Here is a 20747-nt window from a genome sequence, read left to right as displayed (position 1 = left end):
ACCCAACTTCTCCTCCCGGCAAACACCGCTTTATTTTCCCAGTGCTTAATTAAATACAGCTCCCCGATAGAGAGCTCACCCACTGCCTCAGCAGTTCCACACCCTCCTTGTGTACAAGACTTCTCCCCAATTCCGGCATCATCGCTCCCGGTGCGGTGGATGCTACACGAAAGTTCAGGATCGAGTTTTCAGGCTCTCCCGGTACTATGGCGAATAAGTGCCCGCCACTACCCGTACCTGCGGCGATCGGCGGCTTGCACAGTCCCAGCTTGCGCCAGTCGCTCTCCCCGCGATGTAGCATCAACCCGGAAGTATCTGCCGGTCCGTTGGGATTGTGGCAGTGGCCGCAGTTAATATCCAAATACGCTCTGGCGCGATCCTCCAGCGGCACCGTTAAATCATCGATACTGGCATTTCGCGGCAGGCGCTCCAGTGCTGGCACACCGCGTAAAAATCCTATTTTTTGCCAAAATAGCAGCTGATTTTCTGCCCCACCGGGATAGGGGTAATCCCTATTCAGATGGCGCGCCTTGGGCCCCAGCGGAGAGATCACTCTCTGGGTAAACTTTTCCGCATGGCAACCCGCACACTGGTTGGCATCGGGCACCACATAGGTCAGCTCTTCGCTGCGCCCATCCCCGCTGACCAATTTGAAACGCTGCACATCGCCAGCAATCTCAAGGGTTGCCTCCGTCTGCGCATCGTTCCACACATAGGGCAGCGCCTGCCAATTGTCTTGTCTGCGGATTAAAAGACGGGTTTCTACCAGGCGAACGCGTTTTAGATCGAGAACCTCACCGAAACGCCCCTCGACATAGTCCCCGGAGAAGTCACCGGTGCGTTGCAGCGCACCGCTGCTATCCTGCGGGTAGTAAAAGGTCTTCGTTAGAATAGTGCCCACAGGGTAATCAAATTGCTCCACCCCATAAAGAGCAGCGCTTCCCTCAGGTAGCCAAACTGTTCTGAATTTATGTGCGTAGTCAGTAAATAAGCCGGTATTCAAATCGTAGGGCACTGCCCTTGCTGTGGGAAAGAGCGTGTCCTTTTCCAGTTTCAACAACTTCCACGCGCTTAGTTGCTCAGGAATACTCTCTGCGGGGAATAAATGCGCATCACTGCGCAACAGGTCACACCCGGACAGGCCGAGCAGCAATACAAGGCCCAGTGTGGTTAAAACTCGCGGAGTTTGCCACCACTGTGCACTACTCTTCATTGGCAGCCTCTAATACCGCTAAATGGGTATCAGACGCCCGTTCGGTGTCGAACTCCAAAACCACCTTGGCGAGCTTACTCAAGTGACAGCGATGGGGTGCTATATCTGTACTGATATTCTTATAGTTATTGAGCGCATCGACATTGAGAATACCGGCCGAACCATTATCAATACACAGTTTCAATTCATCCGCCAGATGACCGTCAAGCAATTTTTCCGGGTCGACAGCGCCATCCCAAAGAATGTCCGGTAGAGCCCCCGATACGCCAAACCGGGCCAGCTTCAAAGTCTTCAACTGGAAGTGATCCGGCGCAGTGCCACCACCGGAAAAATTATTGGCATAGATGTAAATTCCCTCGGGATAGGGATCAAAATCTACCTGTGTAGATTTATCACTATAATAGCCAGCGGTAAAATAACTGCTAATTAAAATATTGGCGGTATTGTTGTCGGCGATGTTATTTTTAAAAATTTCCACACGGTCATTTGAATTGACAACCACTCCCGAACCTGCGGGCACGGCGGCAACCGCCGTACCTTTGTGGGCAAAATTAGCCGTATTGTTATTCTTTATCGTATTGTGATAGATACGAGTGCTATGCCCCGGCTGTGGAAGGTTGGGCATATTAAAAACAAGTATTCCCCCCGTATTATTGACCGCAACATTATTGTACACATCCGCAGCGATGGTATTTTCCACCTCGATACCCGCCACATTAAATTCCGCACGACTATTGCGCACAATAACATTCTGCGATTGTCCGACATAAATACCGGCATCTGAGGCGCCAATAGCCACAACGCCATCAATCAAGGTGTTTTTAGTCTGCACCGGATAAATACCGTAGGCACCATTGCGGGTGGACGGGCCGTTGGTCCACTCGACCCGCACATCCCTGATCACGATGTTCTCGCCCTCGTTAACTTTTAAGGCGTCCCCCAGCGTATCTTCAATCGCCAAATTCTCAATAGTGAAATCACTGGCATTCACCAAGATCCCTTCAGCCCCCTGAATTTGTCCCTTAAAGGAGAGAATCGTTTTATCCATCCCCGCCCCGCGCAGCGTTACCCCATCGACATTCAGGGACAAGCTGCGGTTAATGGGAAATTTTCCTGCGGGAATATCGATAACATCCCCGGCCTGCGCAGATATCATCTTTTTCAGCAGTTGCTTCTGGAAATCCACACCACTCAGGCCATTTTCCACCCCCGATTCAGACCGCTCGGCACAACCCAGAAAAACGCCAACAAACAGAAACACCCCTATATAAGCTAAAACCTTCATAGCTATACCTTTTATATGATTTATTGTTAATAAAGCTACCCAACCTTAAAATGGTACTTCTGTGCCAGTTTTGAGGCAAAAACCGGACTAAAAACACATTTTGATACTATCCAACCAACATCCCAGCTTCAAGGCACTACTATGATTACAGCAGATTGCTCTTATGGGCAATTTGACTGGCGCCGACGGGCAATATCAATAATCTAATGAAATAAAATGGACATTGCTTTAATTAAAAAGTATTACCTGTTGTATTTCCTGATATATGCGCTGCATATCCCCACCACTGCCGCAGAAACCATAGCCATACAGATTTCTGCACGCAATGGTTCAAATCTTTATAGTGAACAAGTTCTCAGTAACCGTGCACTGCCGCCAAAAAACCAGCCTATTTATATCAAGATGGCATCGAATAAATTTCAGGCGATAAAGTGTAAAGGCGCTTGGGGAGCGACAAAGTACGAGGTGTCATTAATTGAGGGGCCGGGTTTTAAACTCTATCAGGACGATAAGCAGCTGACGATCCAGGTTATTGAGCACCGGGTGATCAACACCGATTCGATCATCAATGCCATCAGCATACACTGCATCGATGCTGAGCCCAAGCAAACCATAACCTCGATCGCAGAAGTGGTCATCGACAGAGCGAAAAACTCGGAGGAGATATTAGAGTTTGATAACGGCTATACCCTATCCTACCAATACTCAGTCACAGAAAAAAATAGTGATAGCTAGCGGGCCGCTGGAAGGCCCACCACGCTATTAAGGAATTCTTCAAAAGCGTTCTAACCACTTAAAAAACGATTCATACTGGAATACACCTGCGCACACTCCTTCTTCACCAGGTCTTCAAAAATAAGGAATGGATGAATCATATCGTCAAAGTGAATATTTTCCGACCTCACCCCAACCTCTTCCACTTTGCGATAGTAAATCCCCCCGGTATCCCGGTGCGGACAAAACTCCACAGTAAATACCAAAGTTTCAGGCAGCGCCGCCGTAAAATCCATAAATAGAGGAGACGCGGTTTTTCTGCACTGCGCCTCGGTAAAATACTGCCCCAAATACCAAGTCGATTTTCGCGCCTCAAGAAAATAGCCCACCGCATTCTCTTCATGGGACCTTAAGTGCATGGTGTAATCGAGAACCGGGTAAATCAAAATTTGTTTTTTGATATTTACACTGTAATCAAATTGCGCCAAATGAGACATGGTGGCGGCCAATGCCCCGCCGGCGGAATCTCCCGCCACCGATAAACTCGGCTGATAATATAGCCCCAGTCGATCCAGTGTCTTCCAAACACCAATGATCGTTGCATAGCAATCGGTTACCGCACTGGGATAGCGGTTTTCAGGGGCCAGGCGGTATTCGGGGGCGACAACAATATGGCGGGTCTCACGGGCTATTTTCCGGCAGATAGGATCAAAGGAATAAACATTGCCAACGACATGGCCACCGCCATGAAAATAGACCAGAACCGGTAATACCTCATCGGGATAGGGGACAAAAACTCTCACCGGCACATCGTAACCACTGCTATACACCATGCCGTCGTGCACAGACGCCACTTGCGGAATATCCGTTACATACTTGGCGAGTATTTTTTCCGTTGATTCGCGCACATTGATGGGATTGAACTCAAAACCCTTTGAGTAAAGCTCCTTCATCGAGCGGTTGTATTCATCGAGAAATCCGCAGAGGCGATCATTCACTTTACGCATGGTTGTTACAGCCAGGATGATGGGGGCTTTGCCGAGCCCATAAAGAGAGGCGCTCTTTATGGGCTCGACTTTGACAGAGGGTATCCCACCGCAACATCCGGCTAATTACCTGGGCTGAAGCGGCATTTTTCTAGCAGCCACTACAAGCCCCGCTATTTAGGAGGAATAAAAGACCGGTGCGGATACATAGCTCCAGAATAGCACTGTAGCAACCATCACAATGACGGCCATGACGAGTGACACCGTAATAATTGCACTGGCAAAAAGGAAGCCACGCTCCTCAGAAACCCCCATCACAATGGGAATTCCCAAATAAAGCAGGTAGACCGCATAGGCAACCGCAAGGGTTGCAAGCAGTATATCCAACCACAACAAGGGGTAAATTCCCGCAACCCCCACGATAAAGATAGGCGTGGCGGTAAAGCCCGCTACAACAACACCTTTAATCGGATGAGTTTCGGCACCGTAAGTTTTTGCCATCCAGTGAATAAAATAGCCGATAGCAGTCACGCTCAAAACCATTGTGCAATAAAATACGGCCACCAACTCCAGGGCACTTTGCCCGGTAATTCTCACCGGGTCGCCGCTGCCAATCGTCCAGCCAACCTGTGTCGTACCAAAATACCAGGCAGCGGCTGGCAGCAGCGCCAAAACAATGACATAGGGGACCTGTCTGCGCAGACTGCGCTCGGAGAGATTGCCAATAAGCTGCCACTGTTTACGTGGTTGCAGCATAAGGCCAAACATATGGGTCAACATCTCGGTATCCTCAACTGTGCGAGGAACTGTAAGCGAGACCTGTTAGCTCAATTTGATCTTGGAACTGCTGGTCAAAATGAGGTGTACCGCAATAAGGCCACTCTCAAGCTCCAATTTATTTTTTATTTAACCCCCTCACTTGTAGGTGTTAAGGTCGCTCAAGTCAACAAATACAATTAAATTGGCGGGAATATTTACACCGGCGTTTCACTTGGAAACAGGCGGCAGCGGAGCACTGCTACAAAAGAACCCGGGAAGATATAAAGAAGGGGATAAAATAAAATTTGCGGCGGGAAAAACAGCGTTTAGACCCGGGCAATCGCAGAGACTGCCCGGGGAGAAACTTCACAACTTAAGCGACGGGTTCAACCCCGTGCATCCAGCCGTAAGTATCCTCACTGCGCCCCTCTTGAATATCCAGCAGCGCTTGGCGCAAACGCTCAGCAACAGGACCGGGCGCATGGGCGAGTGCGTACTCCTTGTCGCCATCGCCAATCGTACTGATCGGGCTGATTATTGCAGCGGTACCGCAGGCAAACGCCTCACTACAGTCCCCACAGGCTATTTGCTGCAACAGCTCATCGATAGGGATAGCGCGCTCGACCACCTTGTAACCCAGGCTCTCTGCAAGCTGAATCAGAGAGTAGCGGGTAATGCCTTCGAGAATTGAGCCATTCAACCCCGGGGTATATAAGGTACCGTCGATCACCGCAAAAAAGTTCATACCGGAGAGTTCATCGATACTCTGCCGGTTTGAGGGACTCAACCAGAGCGACTGGTCATAACCACGCTCTTTCAGGCGGCCGATGCTAAGTAGAGAGCTGGCATAATTTCCCCCCACTTTGGCATCCCCGGTGCCCCCCACTGCGGCCCTGGCATCTTCGCGCTCAACCCACAAGCGCATATTACCGGAGTGGTAGGCTTCAGAAGGGCTGGCGATAACATAAAACTCATAGGCATTACTGGCCGAAACCGCCAGATCCGCCTGGGTGCCCATTAAGAAGGGGCGCAGGTAGAGGGATTCGCCACTGTTGTTGGGGATCAAACCGGCACAGTAAGCAGTGACAATACGCACACCGTCCAGAAACAGGGATTCCGGCACCGGGGGCATACACAGGCGCTTGGCAGAATAGGCCATACGCGCGGCATTCATTTCCGGTCGAAATAGTGCCGCTCCCCCCTCGGCCGTGCGATAGGCCTTCAGGCCCTCAAAACACGTCTGGGCGTAGTGAAGCACCTTAGCCGCAGGGTCGACAGTCAGAGGCGCATAGGGAATCAACTCCCCACTGCTCCAGCAACCATCCTGCCATATGGCGCGGAACATTACTGGTGCCATGGCGGTTCCAAAGCCCAGCTTTTCGGGCACTTCATAACCCCGGAGGCTGACCGCGATCTCTGGATCGATATAGATACTCACTGAACTCTCCTCTGAATTCGAATCCGCTGATTATGGCGCTTGTTACGCTGCAATCCAAATAGATCAACCCTTGATAATGCTGGAGCAGTAATCTACACCCTGGTTCAGCGTATTTGTTAGGATAAGAATCTAGATTCTCTCACAGATTCCCTCTCAAGATGACACGCCCATCGACCGGATAACTGCCGCAAGTTCCCGCCAGGTCGCCCCATCAAACCTAGTCGATAAATTTTTGGCATCTCCTTGCTGAGCGCCGAGCCTACTTTCCACTCCCACCTGCTAAACCAAAAGAGTGGTCACAGGCATGCTGGCGCAACGAGCATTAGGTGCTGAAGTTTCCGCCGTCGTTTCCTTATTCGCACATAGCGCTAGCTATACTGACTAATACGCGGCCAGGCACGCACCCATAAGCATCCAGTCGCGCCGTCACTGTGAGCTTGAGGCGATCCCCTCAATGCCCCCGGGGGCGAGAGAACCACATTCAGGAGAGAAGTTCCGCCGTATTCACTGGTGCAGTGGGCGAGCGGAAATGAGACCCAGAAGCTGACAGGTGCCGGCCCCGCCACAGCTGTTTGATTTTGGGTAAAGCCAAATATGAAACGGAAGTGGTTCAATCGTGATGCAGACAGATACCAGCAATTCCTTTGCTATCGGCTTGATGTTTACAGCCACAGCTCTGCTGTGTAACGGCGCTTTTGCCGAAGATGCCACACCTTTGGCAGACCAATCCAACGCTCCCCCCCAGGCCTTTATTGAAGCCGCCTCCAAACCCTTAAAGAAAACCCCGCGACAGCTGCGCCCCTCTGAAGCGGCAGAGAATTACCGTGAGCGCATCGAAGAACTCGAGGCCCAACACGGCGCCTATGGCGCCGGTATTGACGAGCAGCTGTTGGGGCTGGCGACCGCTTTGCAAAAAGCTGGTGCGCACGAACAGGCCATCAGTGAATTTCGTCGCGCCATGCTCATTAACCGAGTAAATGAGGGGCTCTATTCTCTCAATCAAATTCCCATGATCAAGCGCTTAATCGAAAGCCAAATAGCGCTCAACCAATGGGAGGAAGCCAACGATAATCAGCAGTACCTCTACTGGCTGTACCAGAGAAATTATGGGGAAAAAGACCCCCGCATGCTGCCGGTTATTAACAGTTTGAGCCGCTGGCATCTACGCGCCTATGTGGAGGAAAAAGGGGACACTTTATTCGAACACCTTATCAGTGCCACCAAACTCTACAGTTTGGCGGTGGACATTATCACCAAGAATTTTGGTTCCGCTGACTTGCGCCTTGTGGACGCCTTGCGCGGATTAAAAGCCACCAATTATTATCTCGCCACCTACAAAGGCGAACCCAGCACACCGGTTATGATCAACGCCAATTTCGGCGGTGGTAGCAGCCACAGCTCACAGCAGCAGAGCAAGTTGGATCACTACCGGATGAAAAGTTTTCACTCGGGCAAAAAAGCCATTACCCGCATCGTCGATGTGTACCAGCGCAACCCCCAGTCCCCACCGGCGGCCTCAGCAAAGGCCAAAGTTGAACTCGGCGACTGGTATATGATGTTTAACAAATGGCATTCTGCCCGCCAAACCTATGGCGAAGCCTATAAAGCACTTTGGGATAACGGCGCCTCTAACGATGAGATAGAGGACATCTTTGGAAAACCAGTGGCTCTGCCCGCACTCCCGGTGCTGGAATCCGACAGCAAAGCTCTGGCCAATTCCCGCGTCACCGTCTCATATGATGTCACCGCTTTTGGCAAAGTCAGAAATATACAAATACTCAGGGCCTATCCCTCCGACAAAGTAAAAATCCGCACAAAAGTCAGAAGCATTCTAAAACGCGCCAAATTCAGGCCGCGCTTTGAAGAGGGTGAGGCGGTGGAAACTCGCGGAATTGTACAGCGCTTTATCTTCGACTGAGAAACTATCACAGCAGATACAAGCTCGCTGTGGAACCTACACAAAGATTCAAATAACAACTATTTTTAAGGTTCCATATCAGGCATTTGCTCATGCCGGAAAAAGGCCCGCCGGGTTGCAAAATTCCCACAGAAACCCGGCCACACCGGCAAACAGTCTAGGAGAGAAAGAGATGACACCTCGAGCAGCGGTAGAAAATATCCACCGCCACAGCTGTTTGTCAAAAGCCCTGTTACCGATTGCTTTGGCGGCGCTCTTAACCGGTGGATGCAAGAGCCAGCAAACCCAGTCGCAGCCACAGGCGATGCCATCACCGCCATCGTCAAGCTCGTCATCGTCAAGTTCGTCATCGAGCTCATCCTCGAGTTCTGCATCGCAGTCCTCGAGCCAGTCCACGGCCTCGAGCGGTGGCCAGCCCAGCAGTAGCTCCTCCAGCCAGCCCAGTGCAAATATGCCAAGCGCGCGCTCAGGGCAGAGCCAGTCCTCCAGTAGTGGGGCCAGTGGCGCAGAGTCGAGGGATCAGAGTTCGCCGGGTGATCAAGTGCCAGAGACCAACGGCGCCAGTGAGCCCTCATCCCCCATCTATACCGACCCCGAACAAAACCAACAGAACCGGGAAGCGCCCTCGGACCCCTCATCTGGTGAAGATGGCACGCCTCCCGAAGAGATTGATTTCTCCGAGGAGGAGCAATCCTCCTCATCCGCTGCCAGTGCCTCTTCCAGCAGTTCAGCCTCCAGCAGTAGTACCGCAGCTGGCGGCGCTCCCGCCAGCAGCTCGGCCCCGGGACAACCCGGCGGTGGATCGCCCCGCTCCGGCAGCGCCCCCAACGAAGCCCCCGCCTCCTCAGCAGAGCGTGTTGCCGAATTAGAGGGCCAATTTGAATCCACCATGGTCAGCTATGACGGCATGATTTTGCGGGAGCGGGACTTTGTCCGCAACAGACCCGGGGCCGCTGGTGCCGCCGCTGAAGAGGAGGCCATGGACGAAGCTCCCCCTGCGGGAGAATCCCTGGAAGACCTGATTCAATCCGCAGAAGCCGAAATTCCAGCGCCACCCGGCGCCGAACCGGCATCCGGCAACGGGCCGCAAAATAATAATTCCAGCGGCCAGATTACCGGTCCCGGCCTGCCCGCCTCTGGCCGCAAAGGGGATTTTGACCACAGCAGCTCTCAAGTGGTTGTCCCCGCCGATATACCCAGCGGCACCGATGATGACGTCGTAGCCCGACAGATTCGCGAGGCCGCTACGCGCGAGACCGATCCCGAATTGCGCGAGAAGCTTTGGGAAGAGTACCGCAAGTATAAAAGTGCAACGCAGTAGCCTTGGAGAACGCCAATATGTTGACCAACCAAAGCGCTCGCGCTCTAACGGATCAGTTGATATTGAGAGGCATCGCATTTTTTCTAACCCTTGTTGTCCTCAACGGCTGTACCTCGACGGAAGTCAGAACCACTGCATTTACCCCCCTGACTCTCGAAGATAACAGTGTCCCGGAAGAGAGACTGCTGGACGTCGGGATCATCCAATTCGATCCCGGACTCGACACAGCCCAAGCCGATGAAGATGAGCTTATTTTTCCAGAGCTCCGCCAGGCTGAATCCCGCTATATGGCTGTCACCCTGGCAGATTCGCTGCAATCCAGTCTGGGCTGGGGCGCCGTCAGGGTAATCCCATCGGAGCGCACCAATATCGATGTCACCGTATCCGGGCGAATCCTGCAATCTGACGGGGAAAAGCTCACGGTGGAAATCAGCGTATTCGATTCCCGTGGGCAGTTGTGGTTTACCAAACAGTATTCAGAAAACGCTTCCCACTACGCCTACGACCGCAAACACCCGACAGAGGGGGATGCCTTTCAGGGGATCTACAACCGTATCGCCAACGATATGTTGAGTTATCGACAACAGCTCTCAAATCGACAGATTGCCGAGCTGCGCACTATTTCTGAAATGCGTTTTGCGCGGGATTTTTCCCCGCAAGCATTTAACCGCTACTTAACTCAAAGTAGCGAAGGGGTTTATTTTCTCAGCGCCCTGCCCGCTGAAAATGACCCCATGTTGCAGAGGGTGAGAAAAATACGGGAGAGGGATTACCTGTTTGTCGACACCCTACAGGAGTACTACGGCACTTTCGCCAAAAGTATGGAGGTGCCCTACCAGGAGTGGCGCGCTCGCAGCTATGAAGAAGTGCGGGAAATGCGCGAGTTACAACGCAAAGCGCGCAACCACTCCATTATGGGGGCCGCCGCCATTATCGGGGGTATTGCCGCAGCCGGCGCCGGTTCGGGAAGCGCTAGGGCCGCAGGCCAGGTTGGTATAGGTGGCGGAGGCTATCTTATTAAGAGTGCATTTGACCGAAAGTCAGATGCGAAAATGCACCTGGAAGCCTTACAGGAGTTGGGGGACTCCATGGAGGCAGAGGTAGAGCCCCAAATTGTTGAATTGGAGGACCGCACAATCACTCTAACAGGCACCGTTGAGAATCAGTACCGGCAGTGGCGCGAGATTTTGAAAGAACTCTATGAAACCGAGACCGGTGCCCTCAGCAATAGTATTTAAATTACCCTAGAGGTAGCGACCCAAATCCCCTAATCACTGTGATTAGTTCTGACATAAACCCAAAACGCTTCACTGGAATCATTGAATAACACGGCGGAATTACTATGCAGCACTGCAATAATTCCAAGGAAGATACAGTTCATATAGAGCCCGCAGAATTTACTTTCGGCGGAGAGGAAGGCTCTAAATCTGCAAATAAAGCCAACGCCAGCTCAGTTCAGCGGGATGAGCGCAAATCCTACTGGCCGGCCTTTCTTGCTGTGATCATGTTAAGTGCCTTGGTGGGGGTATTTTGGGGACTTCCCCAGATCGTAGAAGCCCCCAAGCGCTCCGCCGACAAGGTGGTCTCGACTGCGCCGAGTAGCGCCCCTGCTGAGGAGCCGCCCCAGGTATCCCCCTATACCGATGCAGAGATCATGCAGCAGCGCCGGGAAGTGCAAAACGTTCTCCAAGAAATCCTGGAAATTAAAGAAGAGCTCAAGGATAGAAAAGTAGAGCTGTGGGCTGTTGCAGAGTTCAGCGCTGCCGAGAGTCTGGCATTTCAGGCCGATGGAATCTATCGAAAGCGTAATTTTATCGCCGCTCTGGAAAAATACCGGGAATCACTGCAAGCGCTAGAGCACTTGAGAGATAGCATTCCCGCGCGCATAGAGCGCCATATCGAGGAGGGCAATCGAGCCCTGAGCCAGGGGGATAGAGACTCTGCCAGTGATGCCTTCCGGCTGGTATTGACCATCTCAGACAATCACCCCAGAGGTCTAAAAGGCCTTGAGCGGGCAGACAAACTGCCGCTCTCCTGGTGGCACTTTACTCAGGGAACAAAAGCGTTTGCGCAAGCCGAATTGGATTTTGCCCGCGAACAGCTCAAAAAATCCCTCGCCGTCGATTCGGAGACAACTGCAGCTCAGGATTTATTGACCAAGGTTGAAAGTGCAATTACTGAAAGGAATTATCAAACTGCCATGTCATCGGGTTACAGTGCCATTGCCGGGGGACAGTTTGAATCTGCAAAAATTTATTTTCGCCGGGCAAAGAATTTAAAACCCACAGCCAAAGCCCCGGATATTGGCCTGACCCAAGCGCGCAATGAAGCCAATAAAGTAAAAATAGAAAACCTCCTCCAGCAAGCGCGTAGCCAAGAGACCAAGGAGAACTGGCACAGCGCCCTCAAGAGCTATTCGGATCTTGTCAAAAAAGATTCCACCCTGGTGGCGGCGATAACCGGCAAGGCGAGAGCAGCAGCCAGAGCCAAACTGGACGATCAACTACAGGCGTTAATCCAAGACCCCCTGACCCTTGGCGAAGGCCAGAGAAATTATTTTGCCCGCCAAGTACTGACAGACGCCCGCAAGCTCAACACCCAGGCCCCCAGATTGCAACAGCAAATTGAAGATCTGGAAAACGCCCTCACCCAAGCGCTTATTCCACTGCCAGTTAAATTCACATCGGATCGAAGTACCAGCGTCACCATATATCATGTGGGGAAATTGGGTCATTTTGATCAGCGGGAAATTGCACTGAAGCCCGGGCGATATATCGCCATAGGTACGCGAGAGGGTTATCGGGATGTGCGCCAGGAATTTATTGTCAAACCGGGCAAACCCACCACAGAAGTTTTTATCCAATGTGCAGAAAAAATAAATAGCGCCAATAATACTTAAATGGGAGAACCCGAACCGCAGCTCAAACTCTAAAAATAAGATTTTCGCTATGATCTGCGGATGACAGCAGACACCTCGTTGAGCTGAGCGAAACGAGGTGTTCTGTGACAAACATCCGCTAAATCCCCAGGTAGATTGCGCCAGCAAGCTAAGCTTTCTGCAATGAGGAAATTGTGTACCCGCCTTTGCTCTGGCCGCTAACGCGCAAAAGCTAAAAGTGCCAGAACCAATGCCATTGCGAAAAATCTATAAGTACTAGCAATAGGGAAACATAAATGACAGTGAAGGAAGTCGCACCTGTCCAGGATGAAAAGCCGCCAATCCAAGCGCAAAGCCCAATTGAGCCGATTGGCTTTACCCCTGTACAAATAAAGTCGACCCGCGCCCGCCTCTTCTTTTCCAAGCGGGCGATCATTGTCGCCGCTTGCCTTTTACTCACTATTTTTGCACTCACTTATCTTATTCTGGCTCGCTCATTAATCTTTGATACCAACCCAATTGACGCCCGTATTCAGGTCAGCGGGCTCGCCATCCCCCTCGGCGATGGGCACTTACTACTGCCCGGCCACTATCGCTTTACCATCAGTGCCGAGGGCTATTTACCCCACAGTGGCGAGGTCGAGGTAAAAAGTGAGGGGCACAGCCGCCACTCTATTTCGCTGGAAAAACTCCCCGGCCATCTACAGGTAGCGACAAGCCCTACCGTGCCGGTGAAAATATTGCTTGATGGCCGGGAAGTCCCCAATAAAAACGGTCTGGTGGAAGCTATCAAGGCCGGCCCGGTGCGCGTAACCATCCTCTCGGATCGGCACCTGCCGCTCACCCGTGAAATCAACATTGAAGGACTCGATAAGACCCACGCCCTGGAGGCGACACTGCGACCGGCCTGGGCCAATATCACCATCAGTAGCATCCCCTCGGGAGCCACAGTCACTTCTGCGGGAAAGATTCTCGGCAAAACCCCCCTCACCACAGAATTGATACAGGGCGATAGAACCGTTTCCATCTCCCTGCCGGAACATAAAACTGTCGATATCCCCATCGCGGTGACAGCCGGTGTCGATCAAACCCTGGCCACGGTCAGTCTGGGACCTGCCGACGGGGTTTTACGTGTCGTCACCACACCGCAGGGAGCTGGAGTTACCGTCAATGGGGAGTTTCGCGGGCACACGCCTCTGGAACTTGAACTGGCTTCCGGCCACCGGCATAAGCTCCGCTTCTTTAAAGATGGCTATGCCTCTGTTGAACACACCATCGACCTCAGCGCCGGCACCCAGCGCGATCTGAACATCAACCTCAACGCCGTTTACGGCAAGGTGTATGTCACCAGTGTGCCATCGGATGCAGAGGTCTATATCGACGGCAGCTACGCCGGGCGCAGCGGGCAAACCTTTAACCTGCCCACTCGCAGCCACAATATTGTCGTGCGCAAACAGGGCTATCAAGCCTTTGATACCCGGGTCATTCCCAGCAACAAACTGGAGCAAACTGTCAGGGCGGTACTGCTGACTTCCGAGCAGGCCCGCTGGAAAAATATTCCCACAACGCTTCGCCACGCGGCCGGTGGCACCATGAAACTGATGCGCCCCAACGCCGTATTTACCATGGGCTCATCCCGTCGCGAACAGGGCCGACGGGCAAATGAGGTTCTGCGTCAAGTAGCTCTCAACCGGCCTTTTTATATAGGGACAACCGAGGTCACCAATCGGGAATACCGGCGCTTTAAGCACTTGCACAGTTCCAGTCATGTCAGTGGTGTCAGCCTGGACAATGACAATCTGCCCGTAGTAAATATCAGTTGGGCAGAGGCGGTACTCTTCTGCAACTGGCTCAGTGAAAAGGATGGTCTTACACCGGTCTACCTGACCGAGGCCGGGCGCGTTATTGGCTTTGATGGCGCAGCCAATGGCTACCGCCTGCCCACTGAAGCCGAGTGGGCCTGGGCGGCCCGCTACGACCAGGGCAGTATGAAAAAATTCCCCTGGGGTGATGAGCTGCCCATCGCCAGCAATTCGGGAAATTACGCCGATACCACGGCGACAAAACTCATCGCCGCTGTCCTGCGCACCTATAGCGATCGCTACGCCGCCACCGCACCCGTTGCCAGCTACACACCCAATACACTGGGTCTCTATGACTTGGGTGGCAATGTCTCCGAGTGGATTCACGATCTATACACAATAGGAACGGGCCTATCCAGCCGCGTCGAAGAGAATCCGCTGGGCCCACAGGATGGAGATTTCCATGTTATTCGCGGCTCCAGTTGGCGCCACTCGGGGCTCACCGAACTGCGGCTGTCCTACCGGGATTACGGTGAATCCGCTCGCAATGATATCGGCTTTCGACTGGCCCGCTGGGTGAACTAGGTGACTACGATGAAATTTTTATGGCTGAGTTTCTTCCTTGTTTGGGTCAATCCCGTATCTGCACAAGAGAAAGAGCAGAGCGGCGAGACGCAGCAAACCGCTGCAATCACCCCACACAAAGAGGCGGCAAAAACCCCGCGTAAAAGTAATTCAGATGACTATAAGGCCTCCGAAGAAATTTCTGAGGACTTATCAGTTTCCTTCCCTGTGGATATATAGAGAGCGCTTCTCAAGAGTATCGCCATGAAATTTAAATCATCGGATTTTGTCTTCCAAGTCTTCGCTCTGCTGGGGTCTATTATTCTGGTCCACGCCATTTATGTGGCAATTATCCGCCCCAACGCGGATGCGCTGATCGAGGAGCAGCTAGCGCGGGAGGCCGCCGGCGAAACCTATGTGCAACAGCGCTCTATTTATATTGTGATGCGCGATTACGAGCAGGAGGCCTGTTTTGTTCTGATGCTGTGGGCCATGGCGATTATGGGACTGAAAGCGCAGAGAAGTATTCGCGAGCGCAAATTGCTGGATAAAGCGCTACTCAATATCAGCGAAGGCACACCGATACTGCCGGAAGACACCCGCGATCTATCCCGCCCCATTCAGGCACTGCCGGAGGAAGAGCGACGATATTTAGTGCCCAGGGCACTGCTTACGGCTCTACAGCGATTCGGCTCCACTAAAAATGTGGCCGCCGTTTCCAACTCAGTTAAAGAGGTCTGTGAAACTGAGGGGGACAGGCTGGATTCTGAACTGGCAATGGTCCGCTATATTACTTGGGCCATCCCCTCTATCGGTTTTATTGGCACGGTACGCGGTATCGGCGAGGCGCTATCCCAGGCACATCGAGCGGTAGAAGGGGATATAGCCGGGGTGACGGTGAGTTTGGGCGTAGCCTTTAATTCCACTTTTATTGCCCTGGTCATCAGTATCGTCATTATGTTTTTCACCCACCAGTTGCAACTCATGCAGGAGCGCCTGGTGTTGGATACACAAAGCTACTGTGACAACCGCCTGTTGCGTTTTCTAAAGATCAGTTAGCAGTCTCCAGAGAATTTATCGACTAAGTCGTCGCGAGGAAAAAACCCATGGGGCAAGGCGTCCTGGAAATAAACGACTGCGGACTGCGCGTATTTTCCGCTACCAATGAGGTGCTGGAAAGTCCCGGCATCGCCGTTATTGAACCCAATAAAATTCATATTGGCACCTCTGCCCAAATGCGCGCCCGCAATCATCCGACCCAGGTTAACAACCAGTTCTGGAGGCGCCTGAGCCTGGAGTCCCTGAAGTCTGAGAACCAGCGCTGTCGCCACCACGCCGATCTGGTCTACTGTCACCTCCAGGAAATCGCCGAACACTGTGACCTCCCCGATGAACTCATTCTCGCCGTTCCCGGCAATTTTACCCGCGAACAATTGGCGTTGCTTTTGGGGGTTATCAAAGTCAGCAGTATCAATATCGTCGGCATTGTCGATGCGGCAACCGCTTGCCTGGGGAATTTAGCCCCCGCCGGTAACCAACTACATATCGACCTACAGCTGCACCAGACTCTGGTGACAAAAATTGCTGTCGGTGAGCAAGCTACGGTGAGGGCGGTGGAGACGGTTGCCGATACCGGCTTGCACAACTTCCAGGAATCCTGGGCCCGGGTATTTACCGATGCATTTATTATGCAATGCCGCTTTGACCCGCTGCACTCCGCCGAGTCAGAGCAACAGCTCTACGATTTAATGCCCCAGTGGACCGATCGCGCCATGCGCCAGGGAGAGGTTTTAGCCGAACTCGATGATCGAACGGCAAAGATCAGCTTGCGCCAGCTTCAAGATGCCACCACCCCCCTGCTGTCCCGTATTCGGGCAATGATCGAAAATATGCAGGAGAGCAATACGATCAGTTTTATCTCCCACCGCTGGGCCGACATTCCCGGGGGCATTCAGCTGGCCCAGCGGGTACATTTGCTCTCCAGAGATGCCATTGCACAGGCAATCAACCGCCAGTGGCAAGAGTTGCGCAGTGATAGTGGCGCGCTGAAGCTCGTTAATGCGGTCACGGCCCTGCCCCCGAGTGAAGTCAAGGTACAGGTAGAAAAGTCCTCCGCTACCGTCGCCACCCACTTACTGTTCGGCCACAAGGCCCTCGCCGCGCAGGAACCGCTATTTGTCTTTTGGCACGATGAGCAATTCCAGATCACCCCAACACCACCGGACCACCCCGCCGCCACTGTCACCAATCACGCGGGCAGGCTCGCCTTGCGGGTAGATGCCGGCATTCAGCTCACACTCAATGGCAAAGAGATTGAGTCACCGGTTAATCTCAGCGCCGGCGATACAATTGGAGTTGCAGATTATCAGGATGTGATAACTGCAATCAGCGTGGAGCGATATGGGGCGTAAGAAGCGTCGTTTTTCCACTTTCAGCCTTTCATTTCTCGACATCATGTCCTGTGGTTTTGGCGCCGTAGCGCTTATTTTTCTCATTATCAAACACGGCTCCGATCACCAGATTGAAGTAGAGACCGAGGACCTCAGTGCCGAGGTCAACTTTCTCGAGGAGGAAGTGCTACTGGGGCAGGAGCACCTGGTCCAGGCCAGAAATACCCTGGATACCGTCAGCGATGAATTAGTTGAAGCCCAGGGGCTTGCACGGCGTATTTTGGCGCAGATCAAGGAAACCAAGGGCAATATCGCCGAGATCGACAGCGTTGATGAAGAAGAGGATATCAAGAGGCTCCAGGATAAGCTCAAAAAGCTGGAACAGGCCAAAAAGAAACTGGAGGAGGAAAATAACAAACTGGGCAACAATGTCCGCAAATTTGTCGGTGATGGCGATCGCCAGTACCTCACCGGCTTGCGCCTGGGCGGCAACCGCATCCTGATATTACTGGATTCATCCGCATCTATGCTCGGCGATGAGCTGATTAAAATAATCCGCGCCCGCAATATGTCCTCCCCGGTCAAACGCAAGACGGAAAAATGGCGCCGGGCCGTCAGTACCGTTTCCTGGCTCACCGCACAGTTTCCCAGGGACAGCCAATACCAGATCTATACTTTTAATACCTCTTTTCGTGCCGCAATCGCCGGCACAGAAGACCGCTGGCTCAATGTGGATGACCGCGACCAACTGGACCAGGCGATCAAGGAACTGGATGACATAGTGCCGGAAAATGGCACCAGTCTGGAGAGAGTCTTTAACGCTGTTCACGCTATGAAACCACTGCCTGACAATATTATTCTTATCACCGATGGGTTGCCCACTCAGGGAATGGATGCGCCGAGAAAACCCACAATTTCAGCCAGGGACAGGCGCAGCCTATTCAAGCGCGCGATCAAAGTGTTGCCGAAGAATATCCCCATCAATGTCATCTTGGCCCCCATGGAGGGAGACCCGTTTGCCGCCAGTGAGTTTTGGAAACTGGCGATGCAAACCCGCGGCTCTTTTCTCGCACCATCGAGGGACTGGCCATGATCGGAGCACAGAGAAAACGCCGGCAGGAAGAGTTCAGCATCTCCTTTTTGGATGTTATCTGCTGTGGATTTGGCGCAATCGTCCTGCTGCTGATGATTGCCAAAACCGCAGAGCCGATTGTGCTGGAAGAGGCCGAAGTGGACCTCGAGGGGCAGGTGCTGGAGTTGCAGCAACAGGTGGCTGAAATTCGCGGGGAGACCATAGTGATCAACCGGGATCTCAACGCCAAGCGGGAACAGATTGATATCGAGCGCCAGAGAATTGCCAATCTGCGCGGTGAATTGGAGGCTCTGCAAGCGGAGTTTGCCAGTAAAACCGAGGGACAAAGTGAAGAGGGTAAACTCAAAGGCGAGCTGACCGTTGCCCTGCAAAGCATCACCGATGAAATGCGGCGCCTGCTGGGGGAGAACTACCAGCGCAAAAATAATGTGATCGGCGGCATCCCTGTCGACAGCGAATACATCCTATTTATTATCGATACCTCCGGCAGTATGTTCAATTACGGCTGGGACCGCATGATGGCGGAGATGGTCAACACCCTGGACCTGTACCCCAATGTCAAAGGTATCCAGGTTATGAACGACATGGGGGACTATATGTTCTTCAATTATCGCAATAAGTGGATACCGGATACCCCCGGGCGCCGCCAGGCAATACTTAAGCGGCTAAAATCCTGGAATCCCTTTAGCAATTCAAGCCCCGTCGAGGGCATCCAAAAAGCAGTTCGCAGCTTTTATGACCCCAATAAAAAAATAAGTATTTATGTACTCGGCGATGAATTTACCGGCAAGTCGATTCGCAGAGTCATGTTGGCAGTCGAGCGGGTGAATGCCAAACACGGTGAGGGAAAGCGAAATATTAGAATCCACGCAGTGGGGTTCCCAGTACAATTTTCACGCCCTCCACACCTGCAAACCACAGGGTTGCGCTTTGCCGCACTGATGCGCGAACTCACCTACCGAAATGGCGGTACTTTTGTCGGTCTAAATGATTTTCGCTAGCTGATTGATTTATGGAGGAACATATGAAGTATAGGATGACTCCCTTTCGACATCTCAAGCTGCTAATTCTGGCAAGCCTCCTCGCCGCTTGCAGTCATACCGTGCAGGTGGATGGAAATTATCCCGCCCCCATCGGCGATCAACTCCCTTTAACGGTGGGTTTTTACCTCAGTGAAGATTTTAAAACCTTTACTTATACCGAGGACAGCGAAGATCGGGAGGAGTGGAATATCAGCACGGGGCCGGCACAAAAAAATCTCTTTGAAACGGTTTTGGGGTCCATGTTTACCGACGCCATATCCCTCCCCAGTTATCCACAGGATGTTCCAGAACATATCGAACTGGTGATCGTTCCCGAGGTGCGCGAACTACAGTTCACCATGCCCCGGGAAACACGGGTCAATATTTTTGAAGTGTGGATTAAATATAACATGACCGCATTTGATCCCAGCGGTGGCCAGGTTGCCAGCTGGGTGATCACCGCCTACGGCAAAACGCCTTCTGCATTTTTACAGTCACAAGAGCAGGCTCTAACACAGGCGATTAATATCGCCCTGCGCGATGCCGGAGCCAATCTCTACACCGGTTTTGGCAAGGTGCCTGAACTACAGGCTTTTCTCTCGCGCAAACACCGCTCGCTCTCACTGCGAGAACTCAAGATGGAAGCGAATAGGACTGAATAGGAGGCGTAAATCGTGTTCAAGTCACTGTTAGTTGTCGCGCTAATCTTTATTAGCGGTTGCACCACGGTTGTAATTGATGAGTACCGGCGCTCCGATGGAGAACTCGCCGAGGGGGATTCCGTCGTTATTCTCGGCCGGCGCCACTCCAGCGACTATGAAACAGAGCCCGATTTAGTCTCGTGCGTTGGCCGGGAACTGCACAACCCTGAGCGGGGTGTCACTATCATCCCTGAAAAAGACTTTGTCGACCTTATGTATCCCTGGTTCGAACCCAGGACAGCGCCCATGCATGTTCGCTCCCTCGACCGGCTGATGGAAAATGACAGTGTCCGTGAGCGCATGGAGGCCTATGGAGTGAAATATATCGTCTGGATCGATGGCTCGACCGAGACCACCGCCAGTGCGGGTTCTATCAGCTGCACCATCAGTACCGGCGGCGCAGGCTGCTTTGGCTTTGGCACCTGGGACAAGGAATCGGACTACGAGGCGGCAGTATGGGACTTCAGAGACCGCGAACTCTCCGGAAAACTCAGTGCAGATGCCAAGGGTACCTCCTATATGCCTGCCATTGTCGTTCCAATTCCACTGATTGCCAGGGTGCAAAATAATGCCTGTAAAGGAATGGCACTGCAGCTACAACAATTTTTAACCCCGTCGGGAACCCCCAGTTCATAAATAATAAGACTTTGAGAGGCCAGGCTT

19 protein-coding genes are annotated in these 20747 nt (G+C 52.5%); 13 read left to right on the top strand and 6 right to left on the bottom strand.

The features are described 5' to 3' along the window. Positions 1-49: 49 nt before the first annotated feature. Together ACJJIF_RS18095 and ACJJIF_RS18090 are read right to left on the bottom strand one after the other, a co-directional pair. Entirely contained in the window at positions 50-1213 is a 1164-nt protein-coding gene (locus ACJJIF_RS18095; protein WP_444929678.1) for an SO2930 family diheme c-type cytochrome, read from the bottom strand. Beyond that, positions 1203-2498, bottom strand: a complete 1296-nt coding sequence (locus tag ACJJIF_RS18090; protein ID WP_444929677.1) for a parallel beta-helix domain-containing protein — start codon at positions 2496-2498, stop codon at positions 1203-1205. Before ACJJIF_RS18090 ends, ACJJIF_RS18095 begins: the two co-directional genes overlap by 11 nt. 216 nt (positions 2499-2714) lie before the next feature. On the opposite strand from ACJJIF_RS18090, the gene ACJJIF_RS18085 reads away from it, so the two are divergent. Further along, positions 2715-3233 (top strand): hypothetical protein, encoded by a 519-nt coding sequence (locus ACJJIF_RS18085; RefSeq protein ID WP_444929676.1) that lies wholly within the window; start codon positions 2715-2717, stop codon positions 3231-3233. Positions 3234-3283: 50 nt separating this feature from the next. Here ACJJIF_RS18085 and ACJJIF_RS18080 read toward each other — a convergent pair whose 3' ends face one another. The 3 genes from ACJJIF_RS18080 to ACJJIF_RS18070 form a co-directional block, all read right to left on the bottom strand. Next, positions 3284-4219: an alpha/beta hydrolase gene (locus tag ACJJIF_RS18080; RefSeq protein ID WP_444929675.1), complete on the bottom strand. Its 936-nt coding sequence runs from the start codon at positions 4217-4219 to the stop codon at positions 3284-3286. A 156-nt stretch (positions 4220-4375) separates the two neighbouring features. Beyond that, positions 4376-4978 carry a Yip1 family protein gene (locus ACJJIF_RS18075; protein WP_444929674.1) on the bottom strand — a complete coding sequence of 201 codons (603 nt, stop codon included), beginning with the start codon at positions 4976-4978 and terminating at the stop codon, positions 4376-4378. A gap of 352 nt (positions 4979-5330) precedes the next feature. After that, positions 5331-6395, bottom strand: a complete 1065-nt coding sequence (locus tag ACJJIF_RS18070; RefSeq protein ID WP_444929673.1) for a branched-chain amino acid aminotransferase — start codon at positions 6393-6395, stop codon at positions 5331-5333. 619 nt (positions 6396-7014) lie between these two features. Here ACJJIF_RS18070 and ACJJIF_RS18065 point away from each other — a divergent pair. Next, a complete protein-coding gene (locus tag ACJJIF_RS18065; RefSeq protein ID WP_444932378.1) occupies positions 7015-8313 on the top strand; it encodes an energy transducer TonB in 1299 nt (432 codons plus the stop codon). Between the two features lie 90 nt (positions 8314-8403). Here ACJJIF_RS18065 and ACJJIF_RS18060 read toward each other — a convergent pair whose 3' ends face one another. Then, positions 8404-8709, bottom strand: coding sequence for a hypothetical protein (locus ACJJIF_RS18060; RefSeq protein WP_444929672.1), 306 nt, complete (start codon positions 8707-8709; stop codon positions 8404-8406). Positions 8710-8764: 55 nt separating this feature from the next. Between ACJJIF_RS18060 and ACJJIF_RS18055 the strand changes: the two genes are divergently transcribed. From ACJJIF_RS18055 to ACJJIF_RS18005, 11 genes are all read left to right on the top strand, one after another. Next, the gene (locus tag ACJJIF_RS18055; protein WP_444929671.1) at positions 8765-9634 is read left to right on the top strand and encodes a hypothetical protein; all 870 of its coding nucleotides are present in this window, start codon (positions 8765-8767) and stop codon (positions 9632-9634) included. A 17-nt stretch (positions 9635-9651) separates the two neighbouring features. After that, positions 9652-10872 (top strand): hypothetical protein, encoded by a 1221-nt coding sequence (locus ACJJIF_RS18050; protein WP_444929670.1) that lies wholly within the window; start codon positions 9652-9654, stop codon positions 10870-10872. Positions 10873-10976: 104 nt separating this feature from the next. Next, entirely contained in the window at positions 10977-12533 is a 1557-nt protein-coding gene (locus ACJJIF_RS18045) for a tetratricopeptide repeat protein (protein WP_444929669.1), read from the top strand. A 275-nt stretch (positions 12534-12808) separates the two neighbouring features. Further along, the gene (locus ACJJIF_RS18040) at positions 12809-14899 is read left to right on the top strand and encodes an SUMF1/EgtB/PvdO family nonheme iron enzyme (protein WP_444929668.1); all 2091 of its coding nucleotides are present in this window, start codon (positions 12809-12811) and stop codon (positions 14897-14899) included. A gap of 9 nt (positions 14900-14908) precedes the next feature. After that, positions 14909-15118: a hypothetical protein gene (locus ACJJIF_RS18035; protein ID WP_444929667.1), complete on the top strand. Its 210-nt coding sequence runs from the start codon at positions 14909-14911 to the stop codon at positions 15116-15118. A 24-nt stretch (positions 15119-15142) separates the two neighbouring features. After that, the gene (locus ACJJIF_RS18030; RefSeq protein WP_282934287.1) at positions 15143-15937 is read left to right on the top strand and encodes a MotA/TolQ/ExbB proton channel family protein; all 795 of its coding nucleotides are present in this window, start codon (positions 15143-15145) and stop codon (positions 15935-15937) included. Positions 15938-15984: 47 nt separating this feature from the next. After that, on the top strand, positions 15985-17289 hold the full coding sequence (locus ACJJIF_RS18025; protein WP_444929666.1) for an ATP-binding cassette domain-containing protein: 1305 nt from the start codon (positions 15985-15987) through the stop codon (positions 17287-17289). Next, positions 17279-18361 (top strand): VWA domain-containing protein, encoded by a 1083-nt coding sequence (locus tag ACJJIF_RS18020; protein ID WP_444929665.1) that lies wholly within the window; start codon positions 17279-17281, stop codon positions 18359-18361. The genes ACJJIF_RS18025 and ACJJIF_RS18020 overlap by 11 nt, the downstream gene beginning before the upstream one ends. After that, positions 18358-19362 carry a VWA domain-containing protein gene (locus ACJJIF_RS18015; RefSeq protein WP_444929664.1) on the top strand — a complete coding sequence of 335 codons (1005 nt, stop codon included), beginning with the start codon at positions 18358-18360 and terminating at the stop codon, positions 19360-19362. The genes ACJJIF_RS18020 and ACJJIF_RS18015 overlap by 4 nt, the downstream gene beginning before the upstream one ends. Positions 19363-19385: 23 nt before the next feature. Then, positions 19386-20045 carry a hypothetical protein gene (locus ACJJIF_RS18010; RefSeq protein WP_444929663.1) on the top strand — a complete coding sequence of 220 codons (660 nt, stop codon included), beginning with the start codon at positions 19386-19388 and terminating at the stop codon, positions 20043-20045. A gap of 12 nt (positions 20046-20057) precedes the next feature. Then, a complete protein-coding gene (locus tag ACJJIF_RS18005; protein WP_444929662.1) occupies positions 20058-20720 on the top strand; it encodes a hypothetical protein in 663 nt (220 codons plus the stop codon). The last annotated feature ends 27 nt before the right edge of the window (positions 20721-20747 follow it).

The organism is Microbulbifer regidiadema (SeqCode), assembly GCF_052467605.1.
The sequence above is the reverse complement of the archived record's forward strand: the minus strand, read 5'-3'. Positions and strand labels throughout refer to the sequence as shown.

What these genes read in the sequence shown, in the direction of transcription:
- ACJJIF_RS18095 (WP_444929678.1), bottom strand. Translation starts at nt 1,213, where the DNA reads ATGAAGAGTAGTGCACAGTGGTGGCAAACTCCGCGAGTTTTAACCACA.
- ACJJIF_RS18090 (WP_444929677.1), bottom strand. Translation starts at nt 2,498, where the DNA reads ATGAAGGTTTTAGCTTATATAGGGGTGTTTCTGTTTGTTGGCGTTTTT.
- ACJJIF_RS18085 (WP_444929676.1), top strand. Translation starts at nt 2,715, where the DNA reads ATGGACATTGCTTTAATTAAAAAGTATTACCTGTTGTATTTCCTGATA.
- ACJJIF_RS18080 (WP_444929675.1), bottom strand. Translation starts at nt 4,219, where the DNA reads ATGCGTAAAGTGAATGATCGCCTCTGCGGATTTCTCGATGAATACAAC.
- ACJJIF_RS18075 (WP_444929674.1), bottom strand. Translation starts at nt 4,978, where the DNA reads ATGTTGACCCATATGTTTGGCCTTATGCTGCAACCACGTAAACAGTGG.
- ACJJIF_RS18065 (WP_444932378.1), top strand. Translation starts at nt 7,015, where the DNA reads ATGCAGACAGATACCAGCAATTCCTTTGCTATCGGCTTGATGTTTACA.
- ACJJIF_RS18055 (WP_444929671.1), top strand. Translation starts at nt 8,765, where the DNA reads ATGCCAAGCGCGCGCTCAGGGCAGAGCCAGTCCTCCAGTAGTGGGGCC.
- ACJJIF_RS18050 (WP_444929670.1), top strand. Translation starts at nt 9,652, where the DNA reads ATGTTGACCAACCAAAGCGCTCGCGCTCTAACGGATCAGTTGATATTG.
- ACJJIF_RS18045 (WP_444929669.1), top strand. Translation starts at nt 10,977, where the DNA reads ATGCAGCACTGCAATAATTCCAAGGAAGATACAGTTCATATAGAGCCC.
- ACJJIF_RS18040 (WP_444929668.1), top strand. Translation starts at nt 12,809, where the DNA reads ATGACAGTGAAGGAAGTCGCACCTGTCCAGGATGAAAAGCCGCCAATC.
- ACJJIF_RS18035 (WP_444929667.1), top strand. Translation starts at nt 14,909, where the DNA reads ATGAAATTTTTATGGCTGAGTTTCTTCCTTGTTTGGGTCAATCCCGTA.
- ACJJIF_RS18030 (WP_282934287.1), top strand. Translation starts at nt 15,143, where the DNA reads ATGAAATTTAAATCATCGGATTTTGTCTTCCAAGTCTTCGCTCTGCTG.
- ACJJIF_RS18025 (WP_444929666.1), top strand. Translation starts at nt 15,985, where the DNA reads ATGGGGCAAGGCGTCCTGGAAATAAACGACTGCGGACTGCGCGTATTT.
- ACJJIF_RS18020 (WP_444929665.1), top strand. Translation starts at nt 17,279, where the DNA reads ATGGGGCGTAAGAAGCGTCGTTTTTCCACTTTCAGCCTTTCATTTCTC.
- ACJJIF_RS18015 (WP_444929664.1), top strand. Translation starts at nt 18,358, where the DNA reads ATGATCGGAGCACAGAGAAAACGCCGGCAGGAAGAGTTCAGCATCTCC.
- ACJJIF_RS18010 (WP_444929663.1), top strand. Translation starts at nt 19,386, where the DNA reads ATGAAGTATAGGATGACTCCCTTTCGACATCTCAAGCTGCTAATTCTG.